Source organism: Methylobacterium variabile, assembly GCF_001043975.1.
Lineage (GTDB): Bacteria > Pseudomonadota > Alphaproteobacteria > Rhizobiales > Beijerinckiaceae > Methylobacterium > Methylobacterium variabile.
In genome coordinates, this window is sequence record NZ_LABY01000211.1 from 1 (window position 1) to 25,082 (window position 25,082).

Below are 25,082 nucleotides of genomic sequence, written 5' to 3' on the forward strand. Positions count from 1 at the left end.
CCGCCTCCTTTCGTCCCGCCGGGGCCCGCGCTACCGGGGCCTCGGCGGGACGAAAGGAGGCGGCGGAGGGGGCCGCGGGAGCGGCGGCCCGGGCCCGTGCCTCGGCCCGCAGGCGCTCGGCGACCTCGGCGATGCGCTGCTCGGTCTGGGCGATCTCCGGCGAGCCGATGGCGTTGGCGTTGATCAGGGCCGGCTCGATGCCGGTGGCGACGACCGAGACCCGGATGATGCCGTCGAGGCTCTCGTCGAAGGTGGCGCCCAGGATGATGTTGGCGTCGGAATCGACCTCCTCGCGGATGCGGGTGGCGGCCTCGTCGAGCTCGTAGAGGGTCAGGTCGTTGCCGCCGGTGATCGAGATCAGCAGGCCGCGGGCGCCCTTCATCGAGACGTCGTCGAGGAGCGGGTTGGCGATCGCGGCCTCCGCGGCGCGGTTGGCGCGCTTCTCGCCCGACGCCTCGCCGGTGCCCATCATCGCCTTGCCCATGCCGCGCATGATCGCCCGCACGTCGGCGAAGTCGAGGTTGATGAGACCTTCCTTCACCATCAGGTCGGTGATGCAGGCGACGCCCGAGTAGAGCACCTGGTCGGCCATCGCGAAGGCGTCCGCGAAGGTGGTCTTCTCGTTGGCGACCCGGAACAGGTTCTGGTTCGGGATCACGATCAGGGTGTCGACGGCCTGCTGCAGCTCGTTGATGCCGGCCTCGGCGGTGCGCATGCGGCGCACGCCCTCGAACTGGAACGGCTTCGTGACGACGCCGACCGTCAGGATGCCCATGTCGCGGGCGGTGCGGGCGATGACCGGAGCGGCGCCGGTGCCGGTGCCGCCGCCCATGCCGGCGGTGATGAAGCACATGTGGGCGCCCGAGAGCTGATCGCGGATCTCGTCGATCACCTCCTCGGCGGCGGCGCGGCCGACATCGGGCTGCGAGCCGGCGCCGAGCCCCTGCGTCACCCCGATGCCCATCTGGATCACGCGCTCGGCCTTCGAGGAGGTCAGCGCCTGGGCGTCGGTGTTGGCGACCACGAACTCGCAGCCGAGGAGCCCCGACTCGATCATGTTGTTGACGGCGTTGCCGCCGGCGCCGCCGACGCCGAACACGGTGATGCGGGGCTTCAGTTCGCGGATGTCCGGAGCTTGCAGACTGATGGCCATGATGCGCGAGCCTCTGATGATCGTTTCTGTGAGCGCCTCATCGGCGCCGTTTGCCGTCCCGCCCGCCCGGCGCGGCCCGTTTCCGGGGCCCGCGCCGGGAGGCGATCTCGTTAAAAGCTCTCCCGGATCCAGCGTCCGACCTTGGAGAGGTAGGTGTCGGGGCTGAGGCCCGCGCTGCCGGACTGGCCGCGCGGCTCGAAGTGCTCGACGTGCGAGACCTGGGGGTAGACCAGGAGGCCGACCGCGGCCGAGAAGGCCGGGCCCTTGGCGGCCTCGGGCAGCCCCTTGATGCCGAGGGGCCGGCCGATCCGGACCTGGCCCTGCAGGATGCGGCGGGCGACCTCCGGCAGGCCGACGAGCTGGCTCGCGCCGCCGGTCAGCACCACCCGGCGCCCGGCCTGGGCCGCGAAGCCCGCATTGCGCAGGCGGTCGCGCACCAGCTCCAGCACCTCCTCGACCCGCGGGCGGATGATCCGCACGAGGTGCGACTTCGGGATGTGGTGGGGCAGGTCGCGCTCGTCCTCGTCGACGCCGTGGACCGCGATCATGTCGCGCTCGTCGGAGGCGGTCGCCATGGCGGCGCCGTAGAGGGTCTTCAGCCGCTCGGCCGCCGCCACCCGGGTCGAGAGCCCGCGGGCGATGTCCATGGTGACGTGGTGGCCGCCGACCGCGAGCGCGTCGACGTGGACGAGGTGGCCGCCGGAGAACACCCCGACGCTCGTCGTGCCGCCACCCATGTCGACGACCGCGACGCCCATCTCGGCCTCGTCGTCGACCAGCGCCGAGAGGCCCGAGGCGTAGGGGGTGGCGATCACCGCCTCGACCCGCAGGTGGGTGTTCTCCACCGCCAGCATCAGGTTGCGGGCGGCGGCGATCTCGGCGGTCACGACGTGCAGGTCGACGCCGAGGCGCTCGCCGAGCATGCCGGAGGGATCGACCACCGCGCTCTGCTGGTCGAGGGAGTAGCCGGTCGGCAGGGCGTGCAACACCGCCCGGCCGGGGCTGATGCTGTGGGTGCTCGCCGCCTCCAGCACCCGCTGCACGTCGGAGCCGGTGACGGTGCCGGTGCGCACCGGCACCTTGGCGTCGAAGTGCTGCGAGCCGAGCCGCCCGCCCGAGAGGCTGACGATGACCGACTGCACCTCGACCCGGGCCATGCGCTCGGCGGCGTGGACGGCGTGGCGGATCGCGGTCTCGGCCGCCTCGAGGTCGACCACGGCGCCGCCCTTGAGGCCCAGCGAGCGCTGGTGGCCGATGCCGATGATGCGGGCGAGGTGGGTGCGGCCGCGCAACGTCGCCAGCGTCTCGACCGGCTGCAGCTCGGCCACGAGGCAGACGATCTTGCTGGTGCCGATGTCGAGCACCGAGAGGGTCGCGCTGCGGCGGGCCGAGAGCGGCTTTAAGCGCGGCGTGAGACCGTGCTGGAGGAGACTCATGACGCGACGCTCACCGGGGAGAAGGAAACGGGGATCGGAGGGTGGCCGGAACCGGACCGACCGGCGGGCGTCACGTCTCGCGCGCGGGTCATGTCTCGGTCCCCTTCGGTTTCTTCTGCTGCTTCTTCTGGGCCTCCAGGCGCGCCGCCGCACCCTCCTCGGTCAGCCGCACCACCACCCGGTCGGGCAGCCGCAGGTCGACCGCGATGATGTCCTTCTCAAGCAGGCTCGACTCGGCCTCGAGCCGGACGAGGCGGGCCACCGCCTCGCGGGCGCCGGTCTCGGGCAGCCGCACGTCGATGCCGTCGAGCTTGAGGGTCCAGCGCCGGCCCGACACCAGGGTGCCGGCCCGGATGCGGTCCTTGAGCGGGCCCGCGGCGTCCAGGAGCGCGAGGTAGTCCTTGGTGCGCAGGTTCGCCTCCTCGCCCACCACGAGCGGCAGGTTGGCGAAGCGGCCGTCGCGCATCTGGTCGATCACCGTGCCGTCGGCGGCGATCACGGCGATCTCGCCGTTGCGCTGCCACAGAGCGCTCGGCTCGCGCTCGGTGAGCGTGACCAGGAGCTCGCGGGGATAGATCTTGCGCACCGAGACCGCGCCGATCAGCGGCACGGTGGCGAGGCGGTCGCGCACGTCGACCACGCTGAGGAAGGGCAGCGAGTTGCGCTGGTCGATGCCGGCGGCCTTCAGGATCTCGGAGGAGTGCAGCTGCACCAGCCCCGAGATCGTGACCTTGTCGAGGCCGAAGCCGAGGGCCCGGGCGGCCATGTCGACGGGGGTGCCGTAGCGGGCCGAGATCTCGGCGTAGCCGCCGCCGGACACGAAGCCGGCCGCGGCGACGAGGCCGAAGAACCCGAAGGCCAGGCCGGTGCCGAGGTGCCGCGGCATCCGCCGCTCGATCGGCACCGCCACCGAGGCGCGGCGCGGGCGCAGGAACCGCGGCAGGACGCGGGCCAGGAGCGACTCGCCCGACCGCGACTCGCCCAGCCGCGCCTCGCGCGCAGGACCGCCCCGGGCCGGCGCCGCCCCCGGCGGGGGGACGGGCATGCCGGCCTCCTCGCCGGCATAGCCGGCGGTCAGCGGCTCAGGGAAGCGTCCACCACCATCCATTGGACGAGTTCACCGAAAACGATACCCGGCAGGGCTGCGATCTCCGGCGCAGGGCTGGTCTCGGTCGTCCGGGGCGTCGCGTGCCGGCCCGCCGCACCACGAGCGCACCGGTCGCAAGAGCCGGTGGATCGTCGTCGCGAGAGGTCGGCACGGCTCACCTCCGGCATCCAAGTGCTTGATGCGCCGTTAACGCCAACTCTCGAACTCGCTGGTAAATATCCGGTAAAATTTTCGCCCCGGGCACAGGGATCGCGCACCCCTCGGCGGGCCGCGTCGCCGGGGTGCCACGCCCCCGCGGCGGGCGGGATCCGGATCGCCGCGCGGTCGGATCGCCGCCGGGAAGCTCCGCCTCTTCAAGGGCTTACATGCCGGTCCGGCGGGACCGGCTCCCGGGACGGGGGCGGTCCCGGTGCGTCCCGGCCCCTCCCTGACGGCGCAAGGCCGGGACGGCGCAAAGGTTACCAACCCGGCCCTGCGGCACGCGCCGCCGGCTGATTCGCGAATCAGCGCGCCGGCACGCCGATCCGCTTGATCTCCCAGTGCAGCGCGACGCCGGAGGTCTCCCGCACCCGCGCCCGCACCTCCTCGCCGAGGCCCTCGATGTCGGCGGCGGAGGCGCCGCCGCGGTTGATCAGGAAGTTGCAATGCATCTCCGAGACCTGGGCGCCGCCGCGGGTGAGCCCGCGGCAGCCGGCAGCGTCGATGAGCTGCCAGGCCTTGGCCCCGTCCGGGTTCTTGAAGGTCGAGCCGCCGGTGCGCTCGCGGATCGGCTGGGCCGCTTCCCGGGCCGCGGTGACCCGCTCCATCTCGGCCTCGATCGCCGCCCGGTCGCCGGGCCGGCCGCGGTAGAGCGCCTGGGTGAAGATCAGGTCGGCGGGCGCCCCGCTGTGGCGGTAGGCGAAGCCCATGTCAGCATGGGTCAGCACGTGCAGGGCGCCGGAGCGGTCGACGGCCCGGGTCTCGACCAGCACGTCGGTGGTCTCGCCGCCATGCGCGCCGGCGTTCATCCTGAGCGCGCCGCCGACCGAGCCCGGGATGCCGCGGTAGAAGGCGAGGCCGTCGAGGCCGGCCTCCGCGGCGGCGCGGGCGAGCTTCATGTCGGGCACGGCGGTCCCGGCCCGGATCGTCTCGCCCTCGACGAGGATCGACCCGAAGGCCTTGCCGCCGAGGCGGATGACGAGCCCCGGCACGCCGCCGTCGCGCACGATCAGGTTCGAGCCGAGGCCGATCACCGTGACCGGAACCTCCGCCGGCAGGGCCGCCAGGGCGGCGGCAAGGTCCTCCTCGTCGGCGGGCGTGAACAGCACGTCGGCGGGTCCCCCGACCCGGAACCAGGTCAGGTCGGCGAGGGGATGGTTGGGCAGGAGGCGGCCGCGCAAGGCGGCGGGTTCCAGGGCGGCGAGGATGGCGGCGGAGGTCATGGTTCGGTTCCGGCTCGACGCCCGGGGGCGGAGCGCTCTAGGGTTGACGCTAGGGTACTCGGAGGCCGGCGCGCTCGGCCAGGACCGTCGTCTACACGCGCAAGACGGCGCGGGCGCTCGCCCGGATGCCGGCCGATGCCGAGGCGCTGGTCCGCGCCAAGCCCGATCAGGTCGCCCGGGATCCCGGCTCGCTCGCCAACAACATCCGGGCGATGAGGGGCGTGCCGGGCTTCCGGCTGCGGGTCGGGGACTGGCGCGCCCTCTTCACGAGCGAGGACGCACGGATCATTGTGCACGATGTCGGGCCGCGCGGCTCGATCTGCGAGTAGGGCTCCGGGCATGACCATCGTCCGCACCAGGACGCCCTCCGGCGAGGCAATCGTGATCCTGCCGGAGGCCGAGTTCGAGCGGCTGCGCGACCTCGCCAAGGAGGCGGTCGATGCTCGCACCCTCGCCGCCTCGCTCGCGCGCCTGCAGGCCGGCGATGAGGAATTGCTGGGCGAGAACGACCTCGACGCCTTGCGCGCCGCGCCGACCCCCCTCGCCTTCTGGCGCAGCAAGCGGGCCGTGAGCACATCGGACCTTGCCCGGCAAGCGGGCGTGCCGGAGGAGCTTGTCAACGCGGTCGAGCGCGGCGAGAGCATCGGCGACGTCCGCCTCTACCGGCGGCTCGCCCGGGCGCTCGGGATCGAGGATCTCGTCCCGGACACGCCCTGAAGGAGGCGCCTCACGCCGCCTTCTCGCCGAGCGCGGCGAGCTCGCCCGGCAGGGCGTAGGCCCACTGGGTGATGTTGCCGGCGCCCAGGCACACCACGTAGTCGCCCGGGCCGGCGAGCCCGCCGACGATGCCGGCGAGGTCCTCGGTGCGCTCGAGCGCGATGGCGTTGCGGTGGCCGCGGGAGGTCAGGCCCGCCACCAGGGCGTCGCGGTCGATGCCCTCGATCGGCGCCTCGCCGGCGGCATAGACGGGGGCGACGATCACCGTGTCGGCGTCGTTGAAGCAGGTGCAGAAATCGTCAAACAGCGAGGCGAGCCGGCTGTAGCGGTGCGGCTGCACCACCGCGACGACGCCGCCGTCGGTCGAGGCGCGGGCGGCCTTCAGAACCGCCCGGATCTCGACCGGGTGGTGGCCGTAATCGTCGAAGATCTGCACGCCGTTCCACTCGCCCGTGCGGGTGAAGCGGCGCTTGACGCCGCCGAAGGACGCCAGCGCCTTGCGGATCGCCTCCGGCGACACGCCGAGCTCGTGGGCGACCGCGAGCGCCGCGGTGGCGTTGAGCGCGTTGTGCTTGCCCGGCATCGGCAGGACGAGATCCTCCATCTCCAGGCGGAAGCCGGGGCGGCGGTCGCGGATCATCACCCGGAACCGGCTCTGGCCGCCCTTCAGGTCGACGTCGATCAGGCGCACGTCGGCCTGCGGGTTCTCGCCGTAGGTGACGATGCGCCGGTCCTCGATGCGCCCGACGAGGTCCTGCACCGTCGGGTGGTCGATGCACATCACCGCGAAGCCGTAGAACGGGATGTTGTCGATGAAGGCCCGGAAGGCGTCCTTGATCGCGTCGAACGAGCCGAAATGGTCGAGGTGCTCGGGATCGATGTTGGTGACGATGGCGATGTCGGCCGGCAGCTTCAGGAAGGTGCCGTCGGACTCGTCGGCCTCCACCACCATCCAGTCGCCCTCGCCCATGCGGGCGTTGGTGCCGTAGGCGTTGATGATGCCGCCGTTGATGACCGTGGGGTCGAGGCCGCCGGCATCGAGCAGGGTGGCGACGAGCGACGTCGTGGTGGTCTTGCCGTGGGTGCCGGCCACCGCGACGCAGGACTTGAAGCGCATCAGCTCGGCCAGCATCTCGGCCCGGCGCACCACCGGCAGGCGGCGCTCGCGGGCGGAGACCAGCTCCGGGTTGTCGCGGCGGATCGCCGTCGAGACCACCACCAGGGCGGCGTCGGCGAGGTTCTCGGCCCGGTGGCCCACGAAGGTGCGGATGCCCTTCTCGGCGAGGCGGCGGACGTTGGCGTTGTCGGACGCGTCCGAGCCCTGCACCGTGTAGCCGAGGTTGTGCATCACCTCGGCGATGCCGGACATGCCGATGCCGCCGATGCCGATGAAGTGGATGGGTCCGAGCTTGTTCGGCAGCTTCATGGAGTCGGGGTCCTCAAGGTCTTCTTGTTCGTAAGGCGGCCGTCAGCGGGCCGCCGCGACGGCGGTCTCGACCACCAGGGCGGCAAGGCGCTCGGCGGCGTCGGGCAGGCCGGCGGCCTTCGCGGCGGCGGCGGCCTTGGCGAGCCGGTCGGGATCGCCGAGCAGCGCGCCGAGATCGGCGGCCAGCCGCTCAGGGGTGAAGTCCGTTTGTGGTCTGGGAAAGGCGGCGCCGATTCGCTCGAGCACCGCGGCATTGGCGGCCTGGTCCTGGTCGAGCGAGCCGGGCAGCGGCACCAGGATCGAAGGCCGGCCGATCACCGCGAGCTCCGCTACCGTCGAGGCGCCGGAGCGCGCCACCACGAGGTGGGAGGTGGCCATCTTGGCCGGCAGGTCCTTGAAGAACGGCGCCGCCGTGAAGGCCGCGAGCCCCGCTCCTTCGTAGAGCGTCTGCACCCGGGCGAGGTCCTCGGGCCGGGCCTGCTGGATCACGGTGAGGCGGGCGCGCAAGCCCGCCGGCAGGCGCACGACGGCGTCGGGCACCACGTCGCTCATCACCCGGGCGCCCTGGCTGCCGCCGAAGGCGAGGAGCTGGAGGGCCGCGTCGGGGCCCACCGCCGGATAGGGCATCTCGGCCGCCGCCAGCACCGCCGGGCGCACCGGGTTGCCGGTATGGACGCGGCGCGCCCTCGCCTTCCCGGGCACGCCGCGCACCTCGGGGAAGCCGGTGGCGATCACCGTCGCGCCGCGGGCCAGGAAACCGTTGGCGCGTCCCATGACGGCGTTCTGCTCGTGCAGCAGGGTCGGCACCCGCAGCATCTGGGCGGCCAGCAGCGGCGGCACCGTCGGATAGCCGCCGAAGCCGACGACCACCGCCGGGTTGAGGCGGCGGACCTCCCGCACGGCCGCCGCGAAGCCGCGCCCGAGGGTCGCGAGGGCGGCGGCGCGGCGCAAGGGGGAGCGCCCGCTCGACGGGGTGGCGGAGGGGATCGACACGATCTCGGCGGCCGGGAACTCGCCGGAGAGCGCCGCCACCCGGCTGTCGGTGGCGAGCACCACCCGGATGCCGCGCTCGCGCAGGCGCAGGGCCAGGGCCTCGGCCGGGAAGAGGTGGCCGCCGGTGCCGCCGGCCGCGAGCAGGACGAGGGGCTGGGCGACGGTCATCGGGCAGTGCGGGGCTCGGGCATGCGGTCTCCGGTCAGGTCGGCGGCTCCCCCTTTGTCACGGCGGAGCCACCAGGTCACCCCTCGGGGGCCGGCGCGGGATCTCAGTGCGCCAGGCCCTCGTCGCGGTTGAGCAGGGCCGTGCGCGGTCGGCGCCGGGTGAGGGCGACGAGGAAGCCCATCCCGAGGGCGAGCGAGATCAGCGAGGAGCCGCCGTAGGAGATGAACGGCAGGGTCATGCCCTTGGCGGGCATCAGCCGGGTGTTCACCGCCATGTTGATGCAGGCCTGGAGGCCGAACAGGGCGGTGAGGCCGGTGATGGCCAGGCGGCAGAAGATGTCGTCGCTGCGCCGCGCCAGCATCAGGCCGCGCATCACGATGAAGGCGAACAGGAGCACGATGCCGATGCAGACGATGACGCCGAACTCCTCGCCGGCCACCGAGAAGATGAAGTCGGTGTGGGCGTCGGGCAGGTGGCGCTTGGCCACGCCCTCCCCCGGGCCGGTGCCGAACCAGCCGCCGACGTTGAAGGATTCCTGCGACCAGAAGGTCTGGAAGTTGTCGCCCGATTCCTTGTCCATGAAGCGGGTGATGCGCGCCCGCACGTGGGGCAGGAACTCGTAGGCCGCCGCGACGCCGAGGAGGCCGGCGCCGCCGAGGCCCGCGACCCAGAACCAGTGCAGGCCGGCCACGAACACCATGCAGCACCACACCATGGTGACCAGCATGGTCTGGCCGAAATCCGGCTGCAGGATCAGCGGCACGATGGTCATCGGCAGGAGCATCACCGCCAGCGTGCCGCCCGGCATGTCGCGCCGGCGCGCGCCCTCCGCGAAGGCCCAGGCGGCCAGGATCACGAAGGCGGGCTTGACGAACTCCGAGGGCTGGACGCCGATGGAGCCGAGCTGGATCCAGCGGTGGGCGCCCTTGATCTCCGGCCCGTACTTGATGGCCGCGACGCACAGCACGATGCCGATGGCGTAGGTGACGAGCGCCATGCGCCGGATGTGGCGCAGGGACAGGAACGACACCGCCAGGATCAGCGCGATGGTCGGCAGCAGGTAGAGCACCTGCCGGTTGAGGAAGTGGAAGGTCGGCAGGCCGAGGCGCTCGGCCACCGGCGGGCCTCCCGCCATCAGGAAGACCAGGCCAGCCGTCATCAGCGCGCCGAGGCCGGCGAGCAGGGCCCGGTCGACGGTCCACCACCAGTCGCCGAGATGCGAGCGTTCCGCGCGGGACATCATGGCTTGCTAGGGCCCTCGTTCACCAGCCGCGACCATCGGACGGAATGGTAAACCGAGTGTTGCCGCGCTGCCTCGACGGGCCGGAAAGCGGTGTCGCCCCGAGGGGTTCGGGCCCCGCGCGTCAGCCCTGGAACATGCCGTGCGGCGCGAGCTCGAAGTGCCGGGCGTACTCCTCCTCGAGGGATTCCCACGGCATCAGCATCACGCCGTGCAGCGGCGGCGACCCCGCCGTGAGGGCGCCGAAGCGCCGGAGGATCAGGGCGAGCTCGTAGGCCGTGATGTCGGGCTTCGGCTCGAACTTGTAGAAGTGGGTCTCGTTGTCGACCGGATCGGCGCCGATGCTCTTCAGGAGCGAGTCGAACATCACGAAGGTCCCCCGTTCCGGCGCGACGGGCGTCGCGCCGGAACGGGATGCTAGGGGGTTCCGCCGGGCATCGGCAAATAAACTTGCCGGGAGGCGTGAGCTCACCGGCGCCGGTGTCCGCTGCGGCCGGCGGTGCCCTAATCCTCGTGCGGCCCGCACCAGCCCGGCAGGTACACCGCGTCCTTGGAGCGGGCCAGCGCCAGGGCCTCCTCGAGGGCATCGGAGAAGTCGTCCTTCACGTCCTTGCGCTTGATGCGCCGGCGCAGGAAGTCGGCCCACAGGAACTCGCTGAACGGCGTCGTGTCCTTGGCGAAGCCCCCGGCGCGGCGCAGCTCGCCGGCGAGGCTGCGGAAGGGGTCGTCCGCCAGGTCCTCGATGCGCTTGGGGAGGTCGCCGACGTCCCGGCGCACGCCGTCGGAATCGTAGGGGTGGACCCAGGCGCGGTGGTCGGCGACGACCCAGAACGCGTCCTTCTCAAGGTCGTGCAGGTCGGCCACCACGGTGGTGAGCACATTCTCGACGCCCTCCTCCTGCAGCGCGCGGGCGAGGTGGTGATGGTCGATGACGTAGCGACGCTTCTTCGGCCCGAGCAGGACCGGAATCATGTGCGAGCCGAGGAACTTCTCCCGGTCGCCGTCGCCGATCTCGCGCCAGCGCCGGCGCTTGGCCTCCACCTCCCGGTAGCCCACGGTGATCTGGGTCGGACGCAACTCGGCGATCGGTACGCTGTGGAGAATCGGGTCTCGAACGGACATTCGAACCATCGGGGCTGCGCGCGGGGCACCCGCGCCGGGCCGGAGAAACTCGGCCACGCCCTTCCCGAGGTCAAGGATCCGGGCCGATGCCTCATGATCTAACGAACCGGCCCAGTCCCGTCCGGATGGATTAATCCATATCGCAGAAAATATTGTTCTGCACCCCTCAAGACACTCACGAGAAAGAGGCTTTTGCCACCGAAAGCCCGTCCCGTCGGGTCCCCGGACGGTGCCGCCGCGGCGGGCGAACGGGCACCCGGGCGTCCTTGACTCGGGTTCGGTTTGCTCGCCAAGAGACGGCCACGGGTGTCGCCCGCGAGGCGCGGCGCCCGGGCCCGGATCCTGCCTCATCATCCGTCCCTGTCACGGAATTGACGCAGGGGCACGGCAGGACGCCCGGTGGGCCCCGGAATCGAGGCATCAGGCAGGGGTCGGTCGGCTCGAGACGTCTCGGACGCGACCCCGCATGCCGGGGCCGGCCGTGGGGCCTCCGTCGAACCGGCCGCAGCCCGGCGACATGGTCGACGCGCGATGGACACCAACAACCCTCTGACCACGGAGGCGCCGGCGCGACGGCGCCGCGGCCTCGGCTGGGGCGTGGCGCTCCTGCTGGCAGTGGGGGCGGGCCTGCTGGTCTGGTTCGCGCCCGCCCTCGCGCCGGTGCGCGAGCGCCTCGCCGGGCTCCTGGTGCAGCGGCAGGACGTCGAGGGCCAGGCGCCCGAGGCCGGCAAGGCCGCCGCCGAGCCGGTCTTCCGGCCGAGCAAGCAGCAGCGCGCGAGCTTCGGCATCGAGGCCGTGCAGGCCCGGGACTTCCGGCCCGAGGGCTTCGCGGAGGGCCGGATCGGCGTCAACGAGGACGACAACGTCCCGGTCTACACCCCCTACGCGGGCCGGGTAACCAGGGTGCTGGCCCGGGCCGGCGACCGCGTGAAGGCCAACCAGGTGCTGTTCACCCTGGAGGCCGCCGACATGGTCCAGGCCCTCAACGACTACCAGGCGGCGGCGAACGCGCTCGCCAAGAACGCCGCCCTGCTCAAGCTCAACCAGACCGTGGCGGCCCGGCTCCAGGAGCTGTTCCAGGCCAAGGCGGTGGCGCTGAAGGACTGGCAGCAGGCGCAGAACGACGTGATCGCGGCCCAGAGCGACCAGCGCTCCGCCGAGGCCGCCCTGCAGGCGGTGCGCAACCGCCTGCGCCTTCTCGGCAAGTCGGACCAGGAGATCGATGCCTTCGCGCGGAGCGGCGCGATGAGCCCCGAGACCGAGATCCGCGCGCCGATCGCCGGCACCATCGTTCAGCGCAAGATCGGGCTCGGCCAGTATCTCGGCGCCGGCAGCGACCCGGCCTTCATCATCGGCGACCTCTCGACCGTGTGGCTCGTCGCCAACGTGCGCGAGAGCGAGGCGCCGCGGATCCGGCTCGGCCAGGAGCTCGAGGCGAGCGTGATCGGCTTCCCCGACCGGGTGTTCAAGGCGCGCATCAGCTACATGGCGGCCGCCCTCGATCCGGCGACGCGCCGCCTGCCGGTGCGGGCCGAGATCGACAATGCCGAGGGCCTGCTGCGCCCCGAGATGTTCGCGACCTTCACGATCCTGACCGGCCGCGACGAGAGCGCGCCGGCGATTCCCGCATCCGCGATCGTCTACGAGGGCGCCCGGGCCCGGGTCTGGGTCGAGCGGCCGGACGGCACCATCGCGTCGCGGAACGTCACCCTCGGCCTCACCGGCGGCGGCCTCGTCCAGGTCGTGGACGGGCTCACCGTCGGCGAGCGCGTGGTGACCCGCGGCAGCCTGTTCATCGACCGGGCCGCCTCCGGCGACAAGGCTTCCTGAGGGACGGCGCCCGCATGAACCGCCTGATCGACTTCGCGCTGCGCCAGCGGGTGCTGGTGCTGCTGCTGTTCCTGGCGATGCTCGGGATCGGCTATGCCAGCTTCCTTCAGCTCAACATCGAGGCCTATCCCGACCCGGTGCCGCCGCTCGTCGACGTCATCACCCAGAACCCGGGGCAGTCGGCCGAGGAGATCGAGCGTTACATCACCATCCCGCTCGAGGTGCAGCTCGCCGGCATCCCCAACGCCAAGGTGACGCGGACGATCTCGGTCTTCGGCCTCTCGGACGTGAAGATCCAGTTCACCTACGACTTCACCTACCAGGAAGCGCTGCAGCGGGTGCTCAACCGCCTGTCGCAGCTCGCGCCCCTGCCGAACAACGCCCAGCCGCAGATCTCGCCGACGAGCCCGATCGGCGAGATCATGCGCTACCAGGTGGCCGGGCCGCCGGGCTACTCCTCGACCGACCTGAAGACCCTGCAGGACTGGGTGCTGCAGCGCCGCTTCAAGGCGATCCCCGGCGTCGTCGACGTCTCGGCCTTCGGCGGCAAGACCAAGGAGTTCGAGGTCGCGGTCGACCTGCGCCGGCTCCAGGCCCAGGGGCTGACGCTGGTCCAGCTCGTCACGGCGCTCAACAACTCGAGCACCAATGTCGGCGGCCAGACCCTCAATGTCGGCGAGCAATCGGCGGTGGTGCGCGGCATCGGCCTGATCCGCGACATGGACGACATCCGCAACACCATGATCACGCAGGTCAACGGCGTGCCGGTGCTGGTGCGCGACGTGGCGGAGGTGACGGTCAGCAACGCGCCGCGCCTCGGCATGGTCGGGCACGAGAATGACGGCGACATCGTCGAGGGCATCGTGCTCCTGAGCCGCGGCGGCCAGAGCCTGCCGACGATCCAGCGGGTCCAGGCCGAGATCGAGAAGATCAACTCCTCCGGAGTCCTGCCCCCCGGCGTGCAGGTGGTGCCGCTCTACGATCGCAGCGCGCTGATCCACACCACCACCCACACGGTGATGCACAACCTGGTGTTCGGCGTGGTGCTGGTGTTCCTGGTGCAGTGGCTCTTTCTCGGCAGCCTGAAGAGCGCGATCATCGTCGCCGCCACCATCCCGTTCGCGCTGGGCTTTGCCATCACCATCATGGTGGCGCGGGGCGAGTCGGCGAACCTCCTGTCGCTCGGCGCGATCGATTTCGGCCTCATCGTCGACGCGACGGTGATCATGGTGGAGAACATCTTCCGCCACCTCGCCGAGCACCAGGGCCCGGCCCAGCGCGGGTCCTCGGTCAAGATCGGGCTGATCGCCTCGGCGGCGCGCGAGGTGAACCGGGCGATCTTCTTCTCCGCCTCGATCATCATCGTGGGCTTCCTGCCGCTCTTCACGCTGACGGGAGTCGAGGGCCACATCTTCGGCCCGATGGCGAAGACCTACGCCTACGCGCTGATCGGCGGGCTCATCGCCACCTACACGGTGTCGCCGGCGCTCAGCGCCCTGATCCTGCCGAACCAAGTCGAGGAGCGCGACACCATCGTGGTCAAGGTGTTGCGGGCGCTCTTCCGTCCGCTCCAGGGCTTCACCCTGAAGAACCGGGTCCTGACGATCCTGGTGACGGTCGCGATGCTCGGCTGCACCGGGGTGGCGATGCGCACGCTCGGCCTCGAGTTCCTGCCGACGCTGGAGGAGGGCAACCTCTACATCCGCGGCACCATGCCGGCCTCGATCTCGCTCGAGGCCGGCAACCCCTACGTCGAGCGGATGCGCAAGCTGATCGGCTCCTACCCGGAGGTGACCACGGTCGTCTCGCACCAGGGGCGGCCCGACGACGGCACCGACGCCACCGGCTTCTTCAACGTCGAGATCTTCGCGCCCCTGAAGCCCGCCGAGCAGTGGCGCCCGGGCCTCACCAAGGAGAAGCTGATCGAGGAGATGTCGGCCCGCCTGCGCGAGGAGCTGCCCGGCATCGAGTTCAACTTCTCGCAGTACATCCAGGACAACGTCCAGGAGGCCGCCTCGGGCGTGAAGGGCGAGAACTCGGTCAAGATCTACGGCACCGACCTCGGCGAGATCACCCGCACCGCCAACGACGTGAAGGCGGCGCTCGCCACGGTGCCGGGAGTGACCGACCTCGCGGTCTTCACCTCGCTGGGCCAGCCGACGGTGCGGATCGACATCGACCGGGCGCGCGCCGCCCGCTACGGCCTCAGCCCCGGCGACATCGCCACCACGATCTCGGCGGCGATCGGCGGCCAGGCCGCCGGCGACCTCTACGAGTACGGCAGCGACCGCCACTTCCCGATGCGGGTGCGGCTGGCGCCGGAATACCGCCGCTCCCTCGCGACGATCCGCAACATCACGGTCGGGGTCGCGACGCCGAGCGGCGGAGTGATGCAGGTGCCGCTCTCCGAGATCGCTCGGGTTCAGCTCGTCTCCGGCGCGGCCTTCATCTACCGCGAGAACCAGGAGCGCTACATCCCGGTCAAGTTCAGCGTGCGCGGGCGCGACCTCGGCGGCGCGGTGATCGAGGCGCAGAGGCGGGTCGCCGAGCAGGTCGAGCTGCCGGCCGGCTACCACCTCGAATGGGTCGGCGAGTTCAGCAACCTGCAGGGCGCGATCGAGCGGCTGAAGCTCGTGGTGCCGCTGACGATCGGGCTGATCGCGCTGCTGCTCTACGTCAACTTCGCCTCGCTCACCGACACGCTGCTCACCTTGAGCGTGATCCCGATGGCGCTGATCGGCGGCATCTTCGCCCTGGTGCTGACCGGCACCGCCTTCTCGGTCTCGGCGGCGATCGGCTTCATCGCGCTGTTCGGCATCTCGACCATGGAGGGCGTGATCCTGCTCTCCTACTGCAACCAGCTGATGGACGAGGGCTGGGCCCGGGCGGAGGCCATCCATCATGCCGCCGACGTGCGGATGCGCCCGGTGATGATGACCTGCGTCGCGGCCTGCGTCGGCCTGCTGCCGGCGGCGGTCTCGACCGGCATCGGCTCGCAGGTGCAGAAACCCCTCGCGCTGGTGGTGGTGGGCGGCATCCTGCTCGCCCCGATCCTGATCCTGGTGGTGCTGCCGGTGCTGATCGCGGCCTTCTCGCGCCACCGTCCGCGGCACCCTGTGGCCGCGGCGCGACAGCCGGAGCCGGCGGAATGAGCCAGATGCAGGCCCGACCCGGCGCGCCCGCAGCGCCCTCCCCTGCCGCAGCGACCGACCCTCCCATGCGCGCCCTCCTGCGCCTCCCGATCCGCCCCGCATCCGGCCCGCCTGCCGCCGAGCCGATCGTCGTCGCGCGGCCGGACGGCGGGGCATCGGGCGGCGCGACGGCGGCCAGCGCGGCGCCGGACGGTGCGGCGGCGGGCACCGCCGGGACGCGGCCCGCCTCGCGCACCGCCGCCCGCATCCTGGCGGCGGCGCTCGCCGCCGCGTCGGCCTCGGCCTGCATGGTCGGGCCCGACTTCCAGGGCGCGACGCCGCCGGTCGCCCGCTACACCCGGGAGGGCCTGCGCGACCCCGCGGTGGGCGCCGAGGACCGCCGGAACGGCGCCGTCGCCCAGGCCTTCGCGCCGGGGCGCGACGTGCCGGGCGAGTGGTGGACGCTGTTTCGCTCGCGCGCCCTCAACAGCCTGGTCGCGGAGGCGCTCGCCCGCAACCCGACCCTCGAGGCCGCCCAGGCGGCGCTCCGGGCGGCGCGGGCCACGACGGAGGCGCAGCGCGGCGCGCTCTTCCCGCAGGTCGCCTTCGCGGCGCAGTCCTCCTACAACAAGGCCCCGGGCGGCGAGCTGCAATCGCCCCTCAACGACAACTCGCTCCTCTACAGCCTCGTCACCCCGCAGGTGACGGTGAGCTTCGCGCCGGACGTGTTCGGCGGCACGCGCCGGGCGCTCGAATCGCAGGCGGCGCAGGAGGAGGTGCAGCGCTGGCAGCTCGAGGCCGCTTACCTGACGCTCACCGCCAACGTGGTGGCGGCGGCGATCCAGGAGGCGGCGCTCCGGGCCCAGATCGCCGCGACCGAGAAGGTGATCCAGGCCCAGACCGAGCTCCTGAGCCTGATCACCAAGCAGTCCGATGCCGGGCAGGTGGCGGGCGCCGACGTGGTGCAGCAGACGGCGCTCCTGGCCCAGTCGCAGCAATTGCTGCCGCCGCTGCAGCGCGCGCTGGCGCAGCAGCGCAACCTCCTGACGGCGCTCGCCGGCCGCTTCCCGAGCGAGGAGGTGAGCCAGACCTTCACCCTCGCCTCGCTGCACCTGCCCCGCAGCCTGCCGGTGAGCCTGCCCTCGCGGCTGATCGAGCAGCGCCCCGACGTGAAGGCGGCGGAGGCCGCGGTGCACGCGGCGAGCGCCCAGGTCGGCGTCGCGGTGGCCAACCGCCTGCCGCAATTCACCATCTCGGGCGCGGTCGGCGCCAGCGCCACCAATTTCGCGGCCCTGCTCAACCCGGCGGCGAGCCTGTGGACCATCGCCGGCGCCGTGGCCCAGCCGCTCTTCGATGCCGGCACCCTGTTCCGGCGCCAGCAGGCGGCGGAGGAGAACTTGGGTGCGGCCCAGGCGCAGTACCGCGCGACCGTCATCGCGGCCTACCAGAACGTCGCCGATGCGCTCCGCGCCCTCCAGGCCGACGGCCGCGCGGTGGCGGCGGCCAACGCCGCCGTCAAGGCGAGCCAGCAGAGCGTCGAGCTGGTGCGCAAGCAGTTCGGCCTCGGCGCGGTCAGCAGCGCCTCGCTGCTGATCACCCAGTCGGCCTACCTCCAGGCCGTGGTGACACAGGCCCAGGCCCAGGCCAGCCAGTACGCCGACACCGCCGCCCTGTTCCAGGCGCTCGGCGGCGGCTGGTGGAACCGCCGCGACGTGGCGCCGGCGCGGGACCCGAAGGACCCGGCACCGTTCCTGTGAAGGAGCGGCGGGACGATTGATCGTCGGGGGCGGCCGCGTTCGGCCCTCCCGGAGCGATGACGACGCCTCCACCAGGACCGGCACAGGAGCGATGGACCGATGAACGCACCTTTCCCGCTGACGGCGCTCGCGGCCCTCCTCGTCGGCATCGCCCTTCCCGTCCGCGCCGCGGAGCGGCCGGTGCCGCTGCGGGTGCCGCCCCCGATCGGCAAGGACATCGCCGCCATGCCGCAGATCGTCGAGCCGGCCGACGACGCCGAGCGCCGGATCAACGCGGCGCTGCAGCGCCTCGACGCGGCCGTCCGCAAAGCCGCCGCGACGTGCAAGGCCGAGGGCGGCCCGAACAGCTCGTGGGAGCGGGGCGTCGACGCCACCATGCGCGGCCCCCGGTTCCTGAGCCTCACGATCACCGACAGCGTCTATTGCGGTGGCGCCCATCCGAACGCCAGCACGATGTCGATCGTCTACGATCTCACGACCGGCGCGCCCGTCGACTGGACGACGCTCCTCCCGCCCGCGCTGACCGGCACGGTGTCCCTCGCGACCGGCGCGGACGGGACCAGGATGGTGACCCTCGCCTCCAAGCGGCTGTACGCCCTCTACCTCAAGGGCTACCGCCCCCGGACGGGCAACCGGAAGGTCGATGCCGACGACAAGGAGTGCCGGGACGCGGTGGCGGGCGCCGACGGTCCCGGGCCGCCGGCCATGATGGCGTGGCTCGACGCCAAGGCCGGCGGCCTCGCCGTCCAGTTCGACCTGCCCCACGCGGTCCAGGCCTGCGCGGACCCCGTGGTCATTCCGGCGGCGACGTTACGCCAGGAAAGCGCCAAGCCGCTCCTGACCGACGCGCTGGAGGCAGCGCGCGCCAAGTGAGCCCCGAGCGAGCGCCGAGCGAGCCCCGGCCCACCGTGTCATGAACGTGTGGCGGCGAAACCAGGGCGTTGCGCCCCCAGTCCGGCAAGGACATCCTGCATGACGCGGATCGATAAACCGTCTTCGTTCGTTCTCAGCGAAGCTGTGATGTGTCAGGGGGATCTGTGAGCGTCGGATTGATCGCGTTGCTGGATGATGTCGCGTTCATGGTGAGGACGGCGGCGGCGTCCCTCGACGACGTGGCCGGGCAGGCCGCGAGAGCCGGGACGAAGGCCGCCGGCGTCGTCATCGACGACGCGGCGGTGACCCCGCGCTACGTGGTGGGTTTCGCGGCGGAACGCGAACTTCCGATCGTCGGCAAGATCGCGCTGGGGTCGCTCCGCAACAAGCTCCTGTTCCTGCTGCCAGGCGCGCTCGCACTCAGTGCCTTCGCACCGTGGGCGATCACGCCGCTCCTGATGCTGGGTGGCCCTACCTCTGCTACGAGGGTGCCGAGAAGGTCTACGAGGCTCTCTTCCCGCATCCCTCGCACGCGCACGAGGAGCAGCGCCAGGCCGGCACGGGACATGATCCGGCGCTGGAGGAGCGCCGGGTGGCCGGTGCCATCAAGACCGACTTCATCCTCTCGGCGGAAATCATGGCCATCACCCTGGCCGCCCTGCCGGAGGGCAGCTTCTGGATGCGGGCGGCCGTCCTCGCCATCGTCGGCATCGGCATCACCGTGGCCGTCTACGGCGTTGTCGCGCTCATCGTGAAGGCCGATGATGCCGGCCTCGCCCTCGCGCGCAGCAACGCGGGCCCGCCCTTCGGCAACGTCATCCGGGCCGTCGGACGAGGCGTGGTCAAGGGCATGCCCGTCCTGCTCACGATCCTGGCCATCGTCGGCACGGCCGCGATGATCTGGGTCGGCGGCGGCATCCTGATGCACGGGCTGGAGACCTACGGCCTGTCGGCGCCGGCCCACGCGGCCCACGCGGCCGCCGTGAAGGCGGCGGCGCTGCTTCCGCCGGCCGGAGGCTTGATCGAGTGGCTCGTGACCGCGGTCGCGTCGGGCCTCCTCGGCCTGCTCGTCGGAGGTCTGCTCATCCCGCTGTCGAACCTCGTCATCGCACCGGCGTGGCAGAGCCTGTCACGCGCGCGAGGCCGCGCGGCCTGAGGCATCGCGACTCAAGTGGCAGGACGCACGCGCGGAACGACCGCGCGTGAAAAGCTGGCAATCCCGCTCCGCCCCTTCCGCCGACTCCATCGCCCCCGCCGGCGAAATGCGGCAGGATCAGCCCGAGCCGGCGGCAGGACGGGGACCCGGAATGGGAGCGCGCACGAGACCGATGAGCCGGCGCCGCCGGGCCGGCCTGGCCCTCGCCGGCCTCACCGCCGGCCTCGCCCTTACGGCCTCTGCCGGGCTCTGGACCGTCCGCGCCGCTCTCCCGCCCCTCGACCTCGCCGCGGCGGAAGCCCGCTCGTCCATCGTCCTCGACCGCGCCGGCATCCTGCTGCGGCCCTTCGCGACGGCGGACGGGCGCTGGCGGCTGCCGCTCGCGCCCGAGGCCGTCGATCCGCGCTTCCTCGCCATGCTGACGGCCTACGAGGACCGGCGCTTCCGCGCGCATCCGGGCGTCGACCCGGCGGCCTTGCTGCGGGCGGCCGGGCAGTGGCTCGCGGCCGGGCGGATCGTCTCGGGCGCCTCGACCCTGTCGATGCAGGTGGCGCGCCTCGTCGAGCCGCGGGGCGAGCGCTCGCTCTCCGCCAAGCTGCGCCAGATCGCCCGGGCGGTCGAGCTGGAGCGGCGCCTCGGCAAGGACGGGGTGTTGCGGCTCTACCTGGCGCTCGCGCCCTATGGCGGGCCGATCGAGGGCGCGCGGGCGGCGAGCCTCGCCTATTTCGGGCGCGAGCCGGCGCGGCTCACCCTCGCGGAGGCCGCCCTGCTGGTGGCGCTGCCGCAGGCGCCGGAGGCGCGCCGGCCCGACCGCTTCCCCGAGGCCGCCCGCCGGGCGCGCGACAGGGTGCTCGACATCGCGGCGGCGCGCGGCGTCGTGCCGGCGGCGGACGCTCAGGCCGCCAAGGCCGAGCCGGTGCCGCACTCCCGAAAGCCCTTCCCGATGCTCGGCCCCCACGCCGCCGAGGCGGCCCTGGCGTCGCAACCCGCCCGGGGCGTCCACCGCCTGACCCTCGACGCCCGGCTCCAGGCCCGGCTCGAGGCGCTGGCGGCCGAGCGGGCGGCGGCGCTCGGCCCCGGGCTGTCGGCGGCGATCCTCGTCGTCGACAACGCGACCGGCGAGGTGCGGGCCCAGGTCGGCAGCGCCGGCTACCTCGACGCCGCCCGCGCCGGCGCCATCGACATGACGGCGGCCATCCGCTCGCCGGGCTCGGCCCTCAAGCCCTTCGTCTACGCCCTGGCGTTCGAGGCGGGCCTCGCCCATCCCGAGACCCTGATCGAGGACCGCCCGTCCCGGTTCGGCGCGTCCTACGCGCCGGAGAACTTCGACCTCACCTTCCAGGGCACCGTGACGGCGCGGCGCGCCCTCCAGCTCTCCCTCAACGTGCCGGCGGTGGAGCTGATGGAGGCGGTGGGGCCGGCCCGCTTCATCGCCCGCCTGCGCGCGGCCGGCGCGAGCATCGTCCTGCCGCGGGACGCCGCACCCGGCCTGCCGGTGGCGCTCGGGGGCTTGGGCATCACGCTCGCCGACCTCGCCCGGCTCTATGCCGGGCTCGCCCGCGGCGGCAGCGTGCCGGCGTTGCGGCGGCGCCTCGACGGCCCGGCGGAGCCCGAGGCGGTTCTGCCGCGCATCACCGAGCCGGTGGCGGCGTGGTACGTCGCCGATTCCTTGCGCGGCACGCCGCCGCCGGAGAGCGCGCTGCCGAACCGCCTCGCCTACAAGACCGGCACGTCCTACGGCTACCGCGACGCCTGGGCGGTCGGCTTCGATCGCCGGGTCACCGTGGCGGTCTGGCTCGGGCGGCCGGACGGGGCCGGGGTGCCGGGCCTCGTCGGGCGGGTCGCCGCCGCACCCCTGCTGTTCGACGCCTTCGCGCGCACCGGGGCCGAGCCCGAGCCGGTGGCGCGGCCCCGCGACGCCCTGGTGGCGACGACCGGCACCCTGCCGCCGCCCCTGCGCCGGCTGCGCCGGGAGGCGGCCGGCCCGGCCGACCGCCTGCGCATCGCCTATCCGCCGGACGGGGCCCGGATCGACCTCGGCGCCGCGGAGGGCGCGCCCGCCGGCCTCGCCCTCAAGGCGCTGGGGGGCAGCCCGCCGCTGACCTGGCTCGTCGGCGGCCTGCCGGTGACGGAATCAGACCGGCGCCAGGCCGAGTGGCAGCCCGACGGGGCCGGCTTCGTGCGCATCTCGGTGCTCGACGCCGCCGGCGCGAGCGACAGCGTGATGGTGCGGATCGAGTAGGGCCGCGCGTTTTTCTGCGCCGTGGCCCTGCGTCACCCCGGGATCGTTTCGGCCCCCGCTCCGTTCCTCACCCGTGGAAGCGTGGCGAAACACGGCCGCCGCGCACGGGTGAGTTGAGTCGCATGGCGAACGGGCGAGACGATCGCAGGCGGGTGGTCCCGGCCAAGCCGGCCCGGATCCAGGCCGCGGAGACGCCCGGCGACGGCCTCGCGGCGCCCCTCGTCATCGCCGCCGTGATCGCGGCGGCCCTGTATTTCGGCCGCGAGATCCTGATCCCGATCGTCATCGCGGTGCTCCTGAGCTTCGTGCTCGGGCCGCTGGTGGCGCTCCTGCGCAAGCTCAGGATCGGGCGGATCGCCTCCGTCGGCGTCGCGGTGCTGCTGCTGCTCACCGTGGTGGCGGGACTGGGCGGCCTGATCGGCATGCAGCTCGCCGACCTCTCGACCGGGCTGCCGCGCTACCAGCGCACCATCGCCCAGAAGGCCGAGAACCTGAAGGCCGGGCCGCTGGGCGACATCGCCGGCTACGTGCGCAGCATCAACCACCAGATCCAGCAGGCCGGCGCCCCCGACCAGAAGCCGGAGCAGAAGCCGGAGCACAAGCCCGAGGCGAACCGGCGCGCCGAGCCCGCGGTGCAGAATCCCGACAAGCCGGTGCTGGTCGAGGTGCGCGACCGCGACCTCAGCCCCTTCGAGCTCGCCGAGAAGGTCCTGGCCCCGGCGATCTCGCCGCTCGCCACCCTCGGCATCGTCTTCGTGGTGCTGATCTTCATCCTGGTGCAGCGGGAAGACCTGCGCGACCGGATGATCCGGCTCGCCGGATCGAGCGACCTGCACCGCACCACCGTGGCGATGGACGACGCCGCCCGCCGCCTGAGCCGGTTCTTCCTGGTCCAGCTCGCCCTCAACGCCGGCTTCGGCCTCGTCATCGGCGTCGGGCTGTGGCTGATCGGCGTGCCGAACCCGATCCTGTGGGGCATCTTCACCGCGCTGATGCGCTTCGTGCCCTACATCGGCGCGTTCCTGTCGGCCCTGCTGCCGCTGGCGTTGGCGGCGGCGGTCGATCCGGGCTGGAACATGGTGCTGGCGACCGCCATCCTGTTCATCGTGCTCGAGCCCCTGGTCGGCCAGTTCATCGAGCCGCTGCTCTACGGCCACTCGACCGGCCTGTCGCCCTTCGCGGTGCTGGTCTCGGCCCTGTTCTGGACCTGGCTGTGGGGCCCGGTCGGCCTCCTGCTCTCGACCCCGCTCACGGTCTGCCTGGTGGTGCTCGGCCGGCACGTCGACAAGCTCGAGTTCCTCGACGTGCTGTTCGGCGACCGGCCGGCCCTCACCCCGGTCGAGAACTTCTACCAGCGCATGCTGGCCGACGACCCGGACGAGGCGCAGGAGCTCGCCGAGGCGATCCTCGCCGAGTGCTCGCTCTCCTCCTACTACGACGAGGTCGCCCTCAAGGGCCTCCAGCTCGCCGCCTCGGACGCCCGCCGCGGCGTCCTGACCGAGGACCAGCTCGAGCGCATCCGCATCGGCATCGCGCAGCTGATCGAGGACCTGGCCGACCGGGACGACGCGGCACCGGCCACGCGCCCGACGCTGGCCGGGCGCCTGCTGCCGAGCCGCGCGGAGGAGATGCCGTGCGAGGCCGCGCCCGCGGTGCCCGACGCGCCGGCCCCGGACGCGCTGCCGGAGGCCTGGCGGCGCGAGGGCGCGGTCCTGTGCGTGGCCGGCCGCGGTCCCCTCGACGAGGCCGCCTCGATGATGCTGGCCCAGCTGCTCGCCAAGCGCGGCTTCGGCACCCGGGTGGTGCCGTTCGAGGCGGTGTCGCGCTCGGAGATCGGCTCGCTCGAGGCCGACGAGGCGCGGATGATCTGCATCTCCTATCTCGAGATCAGCGGCACGCCCGCCCACCTGCGCTACCTCGTGCAGCGGGTGCGGCGCCGGGCCCCGAAGGCGCAGATCCTGGTCGGGCTGTGGCCGACGGACGACGCGGTGCTGAGCGATCCCGGCGCCCGCGCCTCGCTCGGCGCCGACCACTACGCCGTGTCCCTGCGCGAGGGCATCGAGGCCTGCCTGGAGGCGGTGCGCGACGCGCCGGCCGCAGGACGTCCTCCCGCGGCGGATCCGTCCCCCGCGCCCCCTCCGGCCCGGGACGTCGCCCGGAAGCCGGAGCGCGCGGAGGTCTGACCCGTCCGGGCGCTCCGGGGCTTGACGCCAGGGCCGCGGCGCCCTTTCGATCCGGCGGGAGCGGGCCCGCGCCGGACGGCCCGCCGAGCGGGAATCGGGGACAGCATGAGCGTGGTGGATTTCGCGCGGTTCGTGGACGAGCTCGCCACCCAGTCGGGCCAGGCCATCCTGCCCTTCTTCCGCGCCGCCTTCGCCACCGAGGACAAGGCCAAGGGCGCCGCCGCCTTCGACCCCGTCACCGAGGCCGACCGGGCCGGCGAGGCGGTGATGCGCCAGCTGATCAAGCGCAGCTTCCCGGACCACGGCATCCTGGGCGAGGAGTTCGGCTCCGAGCACGAGGACGCGGAGTACGTCTGGGTGCTCGACCCGATCGACGGCACCCGCGGCTTCATCGCCGGCCTGCCGATCTGGGGCACCCTGATCGGGCTCACCCGCGGCGGGGTGCCCTGCTACGGCCTGATGAACCAGCCCTTCACCGGCGAGCGCTTCTTCGGCGACGGCGAGGCGGCCCACTACAAGGGCCCCCACGGCAGTCGCCGCCTGCGCACACGCCGGAAGGGGGACATCGCCGAAGCGATCCTGCACACCACCGACCCGCGCCTGTTCGGCGAGGGCACGAACCGCCAGGCCTACGACCGGGTCGAGCGCGCCGTCCGCCTCAGCCGCTACGGCGCCGACTGCTACGCCTACGCCATGCTGGCGGCCGGCCACATCGACCTCGTGGTCGAGGCCGAGCTGAAGCCCTACGACATCGTGGCGATGATCCCGGTGATCGAGGGCGCGGGCGGGATCGTCACCACCTGGGAGGGAGAGTCCGCGGCCAAGGGCGGACGGATCGTGGCGGCCGGCGACAAGCGGCTGCACGAGGCGGCGCTGGCGCTGCTGAACGGGTAGCGGGCTCCCGCTCGGGAGACCGGCCGGCAGCGGGCGTTCCTGCGCGGCCCCTCGGCTTCCTCGGGAGTGGCGGGGGGGCCGCCCCGCCGCCTCGCGGCGCCGGCGGCGGGGGACACAAGGGCGCCCGGAGGGGGGGGCGGGGGGGGGGCGGCCGGGCGCGCGGGGTGCTCTTCCCGGCGTCCTACGGGGGGGGCCGGGGGCTCCGGGGCGAAGCTCTCGTGGGTGGGTTCCT

18 protein-coding genes and 2 pseudogenes are annotated in these 25,082 nt (G+C 72.8%); 10 read left to right on the top strand and 10 right to left on the bottom strand.

All coding sequences use genetic code 11. The features are described 5' to 3' along the window. The 5 genes and pseudogenes from ftsZ to murB all read right to left on the bottom strand — a co-directional run. Positions 1–1,153: cell division protein FtsZ (ftsZ, locus tag VQ02_RS26990; protein WP_048447333.1), on the bottom strand; the 1,153-nt coding region annotated here is incomplete at its 3' end. Positions 1,154–1,263: 110 nt separating this feature from the next. Continuing rightward, on the bottom strand, positions 1,264–2,589 hold the full coding sequence (gene ftsA / locus VQ02_RS26995; RefSeq protein ID WP_048447334.1) for a cell division protein FtsA: 1,326 nt from the start codon (positions 2,587–2,589) through the stop codon (positions 1,264–1,266). Positions 2,590–2,677: 88 nt separating this feature from the next. Continuing rightward, positions 2,678–3,697 carry a cell division protein FtsQ/DivIB gene (locus VQ02_RS27000; RefSeq protein WP_048447335.1) on the bottom strand — a complete coding sequence of 340 codons (1,020 nt, stop codon included), beginning with the start codon at positions 3,695–3,697 and terminating at the stop codon, positions 2,678–2,680. Beyond that, a pseudogene (locus VQ02_RS40115) lies at positions 3,664–3,941 on the bottom strand (D-alanine--D-alanine ligase); the annotation flags it as partial. The gene VQ02_RS27000 and the pseudogene VQ02_RS40115, both read right to left, overlap by 34 nt. Positions 3,942–4,200: 259 nt before the next feature. Further along, on the bottom strand, positions 4,201–5,118 hold the full coding sequence (murB, locus tag VQ02_RS27005; RefSeq protein WP_048447336.1) for a UDP-N-acetylmuramate dehydrogenase: 918 nt from the start codon (positions 5,116–5,118) through the stop codon (positions 4,201–4,203). 125 nt (positions 5,119–5,243) lie between these two features. On the opposite strand from murB, the gene VQ02_RS27010 reads away from it, so the two are divergent. Both VQ02_RS27010 and VQ02_RS27015 read left to right on the top strand, forming a co-directional pair. After that, positions 5,244–5,447, top strand: a complete 204-nt coding sequence (locus VQ02_RS27010; protein WP_048447337.1) for a type II toxin-antitoxin system RelE family toxin — start codon at positions 5,244–5,246, stop codon at positions 5,445–5,447. 10 nt (positions 5,448–5,457) lie between these two features. Further along, positions 5,458–5,835 (top strand): helix-turn-helix domain-containing protein, encoded by a 378-nt coding sequence (locus VQ02_RS27015; protein WP_048447338.1) that lies wholly within the window; start codon positions 5,458–5,460, stop codon positions 5,833–5,835. Between the two features lie 10 nt (positions 5,836–5,845). Here VQ02_RS27015 and murC read toward each other — a convergent pair whose 3' ends face one another. The 5 genes from murC to VQ02_RS27040 form a co-directional block, all read right to left on the bottom strand. Next, a complete protein-coding gene (gene murC / locus VQ02_RS27020; RefSeq protein ID WP_048447339.1) occupies positions 5,846–7,261 on the bottom strand; it encodes a UDP-N-acetylmuramate--L-alanine ligase in 1,416 nt (471 codons plus the stop codon). Between the two features lie 42 nt (positions 7,262–7,303). Continuing rightward, positions 7,304–8,422 (bottom strand): undecaprenyldiphospho-muramoylpentapeptide beta-N-acetylglucosaminyltransferase, encoded by a 1,119-nt coding sequence (gene murG / locus VQ02_RS27025; RefSeq protein WP_048447340.1) that lies wholly within the window; start codon positions 8,420–8,422, stop codon positions 7,304–7,306. A gap of 103 nt (positions 8,423–8,525) precedes the next feature. Then, complete coding sequence (locus VQ02_RS27030; RefSeq protein ID WP_048447341.1) at positions 8,526–9,665, bottom strand: FtsW/RodA/SpoVE family cell cycle protein; 1,140 nt, start codon at positions 9,663–9,665, stop codon at positions 8,526–8,528. Between the two features lie 121 nt (positions 9,666–9,786). Then, on the bottom strand, positions 9,787–10,029 hold the full coding sequence (locus tag VQ02_RS27035) for a hypothetical protein (RefSeq protein WP_048447342.1): 243 nt from the start codon (positions 10,027–10,029) through the stop codon (positions 9,787–9,789). A 137-nt stretch (positions 10,030–10,166) separates the two neighbouring features. After that, positions 10,167–10,784 (bottom strand): ParB-like protein, encoded by a 618-nt coding sequence (locus VQ02_RS27040; protein WP_048447343.1) that lies wholly within the window; start codon positions 10,782–10,784, stop codon positions 10,167–10,169. Positions 10,785–11,315: 531 nt separating this feature from the next. On the opposite strand from VQ02_RS27040, the gene VQ02_RS27045 reads away from it, so the two are divergent. From VQ02_RS27045 to hisN, 8 genes and pseudogenes are all read left to right on the top strand, one after another. Beyond that, on the top strand, positions 11,316–12,614 hold the full coding sequence (locus VQ02_RS27045) for an efflux RND transporter periplasmic adaptor subunit (protein ID WP_048447344.1): 1,299 nt from the start codon (positions 11,316–11,318) through the stop codon (positions 12,612–12,614). 14 nt (positions 12,615–12,628) lie between these two features. Then, complete coding sequence (locus tag VQ02_RS27050) at positions 12,629–15,766, top strand: efflux RND transporter permease subunit (RefSeq protein WP_048447345.1); 3,138 nt, start codon at positions 12,629–12,631, stop codon at positions 15,764–15,766. A gap of 65 nt (positions 15,767–15,831) precedes the next feature. Next, positions 15,832–17,502 (top strand): efflux transporter outer membrane subunit, encoded by a 1,671-nt coding sequence (locus VQ02_RS27055; RefSeq protein ID WP_083469483.1) that lies wholly within the window; start codon positions 15,832–15,834, stop codon positions 17,500–17,502. A 99-nt stretch (positions 17,503–17,601) separates the two neighbouring features. Further along, entirely contained in the window at positions 17,602–18,375 is a 774-nt protein-coding gene (locus tag VQ02_RS27060; RefSeq protein WP_048447346.1) for a polysaccharide deacetylase family protein, read from the top strand. 164 nt (positions 18,376–18,539) lie between these two features. Further along, positions 18,540–19,531, top strand: a pseudogene (locus tag VQ02_RS27065) (DUF808 domain-containing protein). A gap of 172 nt (positions 19,532–19,703) precedes the next feature. Continuing rightward, positions 19,704–21,773 carry a penicillin-binding protein 1C gene (gene pbpC, locus VQ02_RS27070; RefSeq protein WP_157080833.1) on the top strand — a complete coding sequence of 690 codons (2,070 nt, stop codon included), beginning with the start codon at positions 19,704–19,706 and terminating at the stop codon, positions 21,771–21,773. A 122-nt stretch (positions 21,774–21,895) separates the two neighbouring features. Beyond that, positions 21,896–23,956: an AI-2E family transporter gene (locus tag VQ02_RS27075; RefSeq protein WP_048447347.1), complete on the top strand. Its 2,061-nt coding sequence runs from the start codon at positions 21,896–21,898 to the stop codon at positions 23,954–23,956. A 105-nt stretch (positions 23,957–24,061) separates the two neighbouring features. After that, positions 24,062–24,850, top strand: coding sequence for a histidinol-phosphatase (gene hisN, locus VQ02_RS27080; RefSeq protein WP_048447348.1), 789 nt, complete (start codon positions 24,062–24,064; stop codon positions 24,848–24,850). Positions 24,851–25,082 lie beyond the last annotated feature (232 nt).

Excerpts from the sequence above, each read along its gene's own strand:
- ftsA (WP_048447334.1), bottom strand. The coding sequence starts at position 2,589 with ATGAGTCTCCTCCAGCACGGTCTCACGCCGCGCTTAAAGCCGCTCTCG.
- VQ02_RS27000 (WP_048447335.1), bottom strand. The coding sequence starts at position 3,697 with ATGGATGGTGGTGGACGCTTCCCTGAGCCGCTGACCGCCGGCTATGCC.
- murB (WP_048447336.1), bottom strand. The coding sequence starts at position 5,118 with ATGACCTCCGCCGCCATCCTCGCCGCCCTGGAACCCGCCGCCTTGCGC.
- VQ02_RS27010 (WP_048447337.1), top strand. The coding sequence starts at position 5,244 with ATGCCGGCCGATGCCGAGGCGCTGGTCCGCGCCAAGCCCGATCAGGTC.
- VQ02_RS27015 (WP_048447338.1), top strand. The coding sequence starts at position 5,458 with ATGACCATCGTCCGCACCAGGACGCCCTCCGGCGAGGCAATCGTGATC.
- murC (WP_048447339.1), bottom strand. The coding sequence starts at position 7,261 with ATGAAGCTGCCGAACAAGCTCGGACCCATCCACTTCATCGGCATCGGC.
- murG (WP_048447340.1), bottom strand. The coding sequence starts at position 8,422 with ATGACCGTCGCCCAGCCCCTCGTCCTGCTCGCGGCCGGCGGCACCGGC.
- VQ02_RS27030 (WP_048447341.1), bottom strand. The coding sequence starts at position 9,665 with ATGATGTCCCGCGCGGAACGCTCGCATCTCGGCGACTGGTGGTGGACC.
- VQ02_RS27035 (WP_048447342.1), bottom strand. The coding sequence starts at position 10,029 with ATGTTCGACTCGCTCCTGAAGAGCATCGGCGCCGATCCGGTCGACAAC.
- VQ02_RS27040 (WP_048447343.1), bottom strand. The coding sequence starts at position 10,784 with ATGTCCGTTCGAGACCCGATTCTCCACAGCGTACCGATCGCCGAGTTG.
- VQ02_RS27045 (WP_048447344.1), top strand. The coding sequence starts at position 11,316 with ATGGACACCAACAACCCTCTGACCACGGAGGCGCCGGCGCGACGGCGC.
- VQ02_RS27050 (WP_048447345.1), top strand. The coding sequence starts at position 12,629 with ATGAACCGCCTGATCGACTTCGCGCTGCGCCAGCGGGTGCTGGTGCTG.
- VQ02_RS27055 (WP_083469483.1), top strand. The coding sequence starts at position 15,832 with ATGCGCGCCCTCCTGCGCCTCCCGATCCGCCCCGCATCCGGCCCGCCT.
- VQ02_RS27060 (WP_048447346.1), top strand. The coding sequence starts at position 17,602 with ATGAACGCACCTTTCCCGCTGACGGCGCTCGCGGCCCTCCTCGTCGGC.
- pbpC (WP_157080833.1), top strand. The coding sequence starts at position 19,704 with ATGAGCCGGCGCCGCCGGGCCGGCCTGGCCCTCGCCGGCCTCACCGCC.
- VQ02_RS27075 (WP_048447347.1), top strand. The coding sequence starts at position 21,896 with ATGGCGAACGGGCGAGACGATCGCAGGCGGGTGGTCCCGGCCAAGCCG.
- hisN (WP_048447348.1), top strand. The coding sequence starts at position 24,062 with ATGAGCGTGGTGGATTTCGCGCGGTTCGTGGACGAGCTCGCCACCCAG.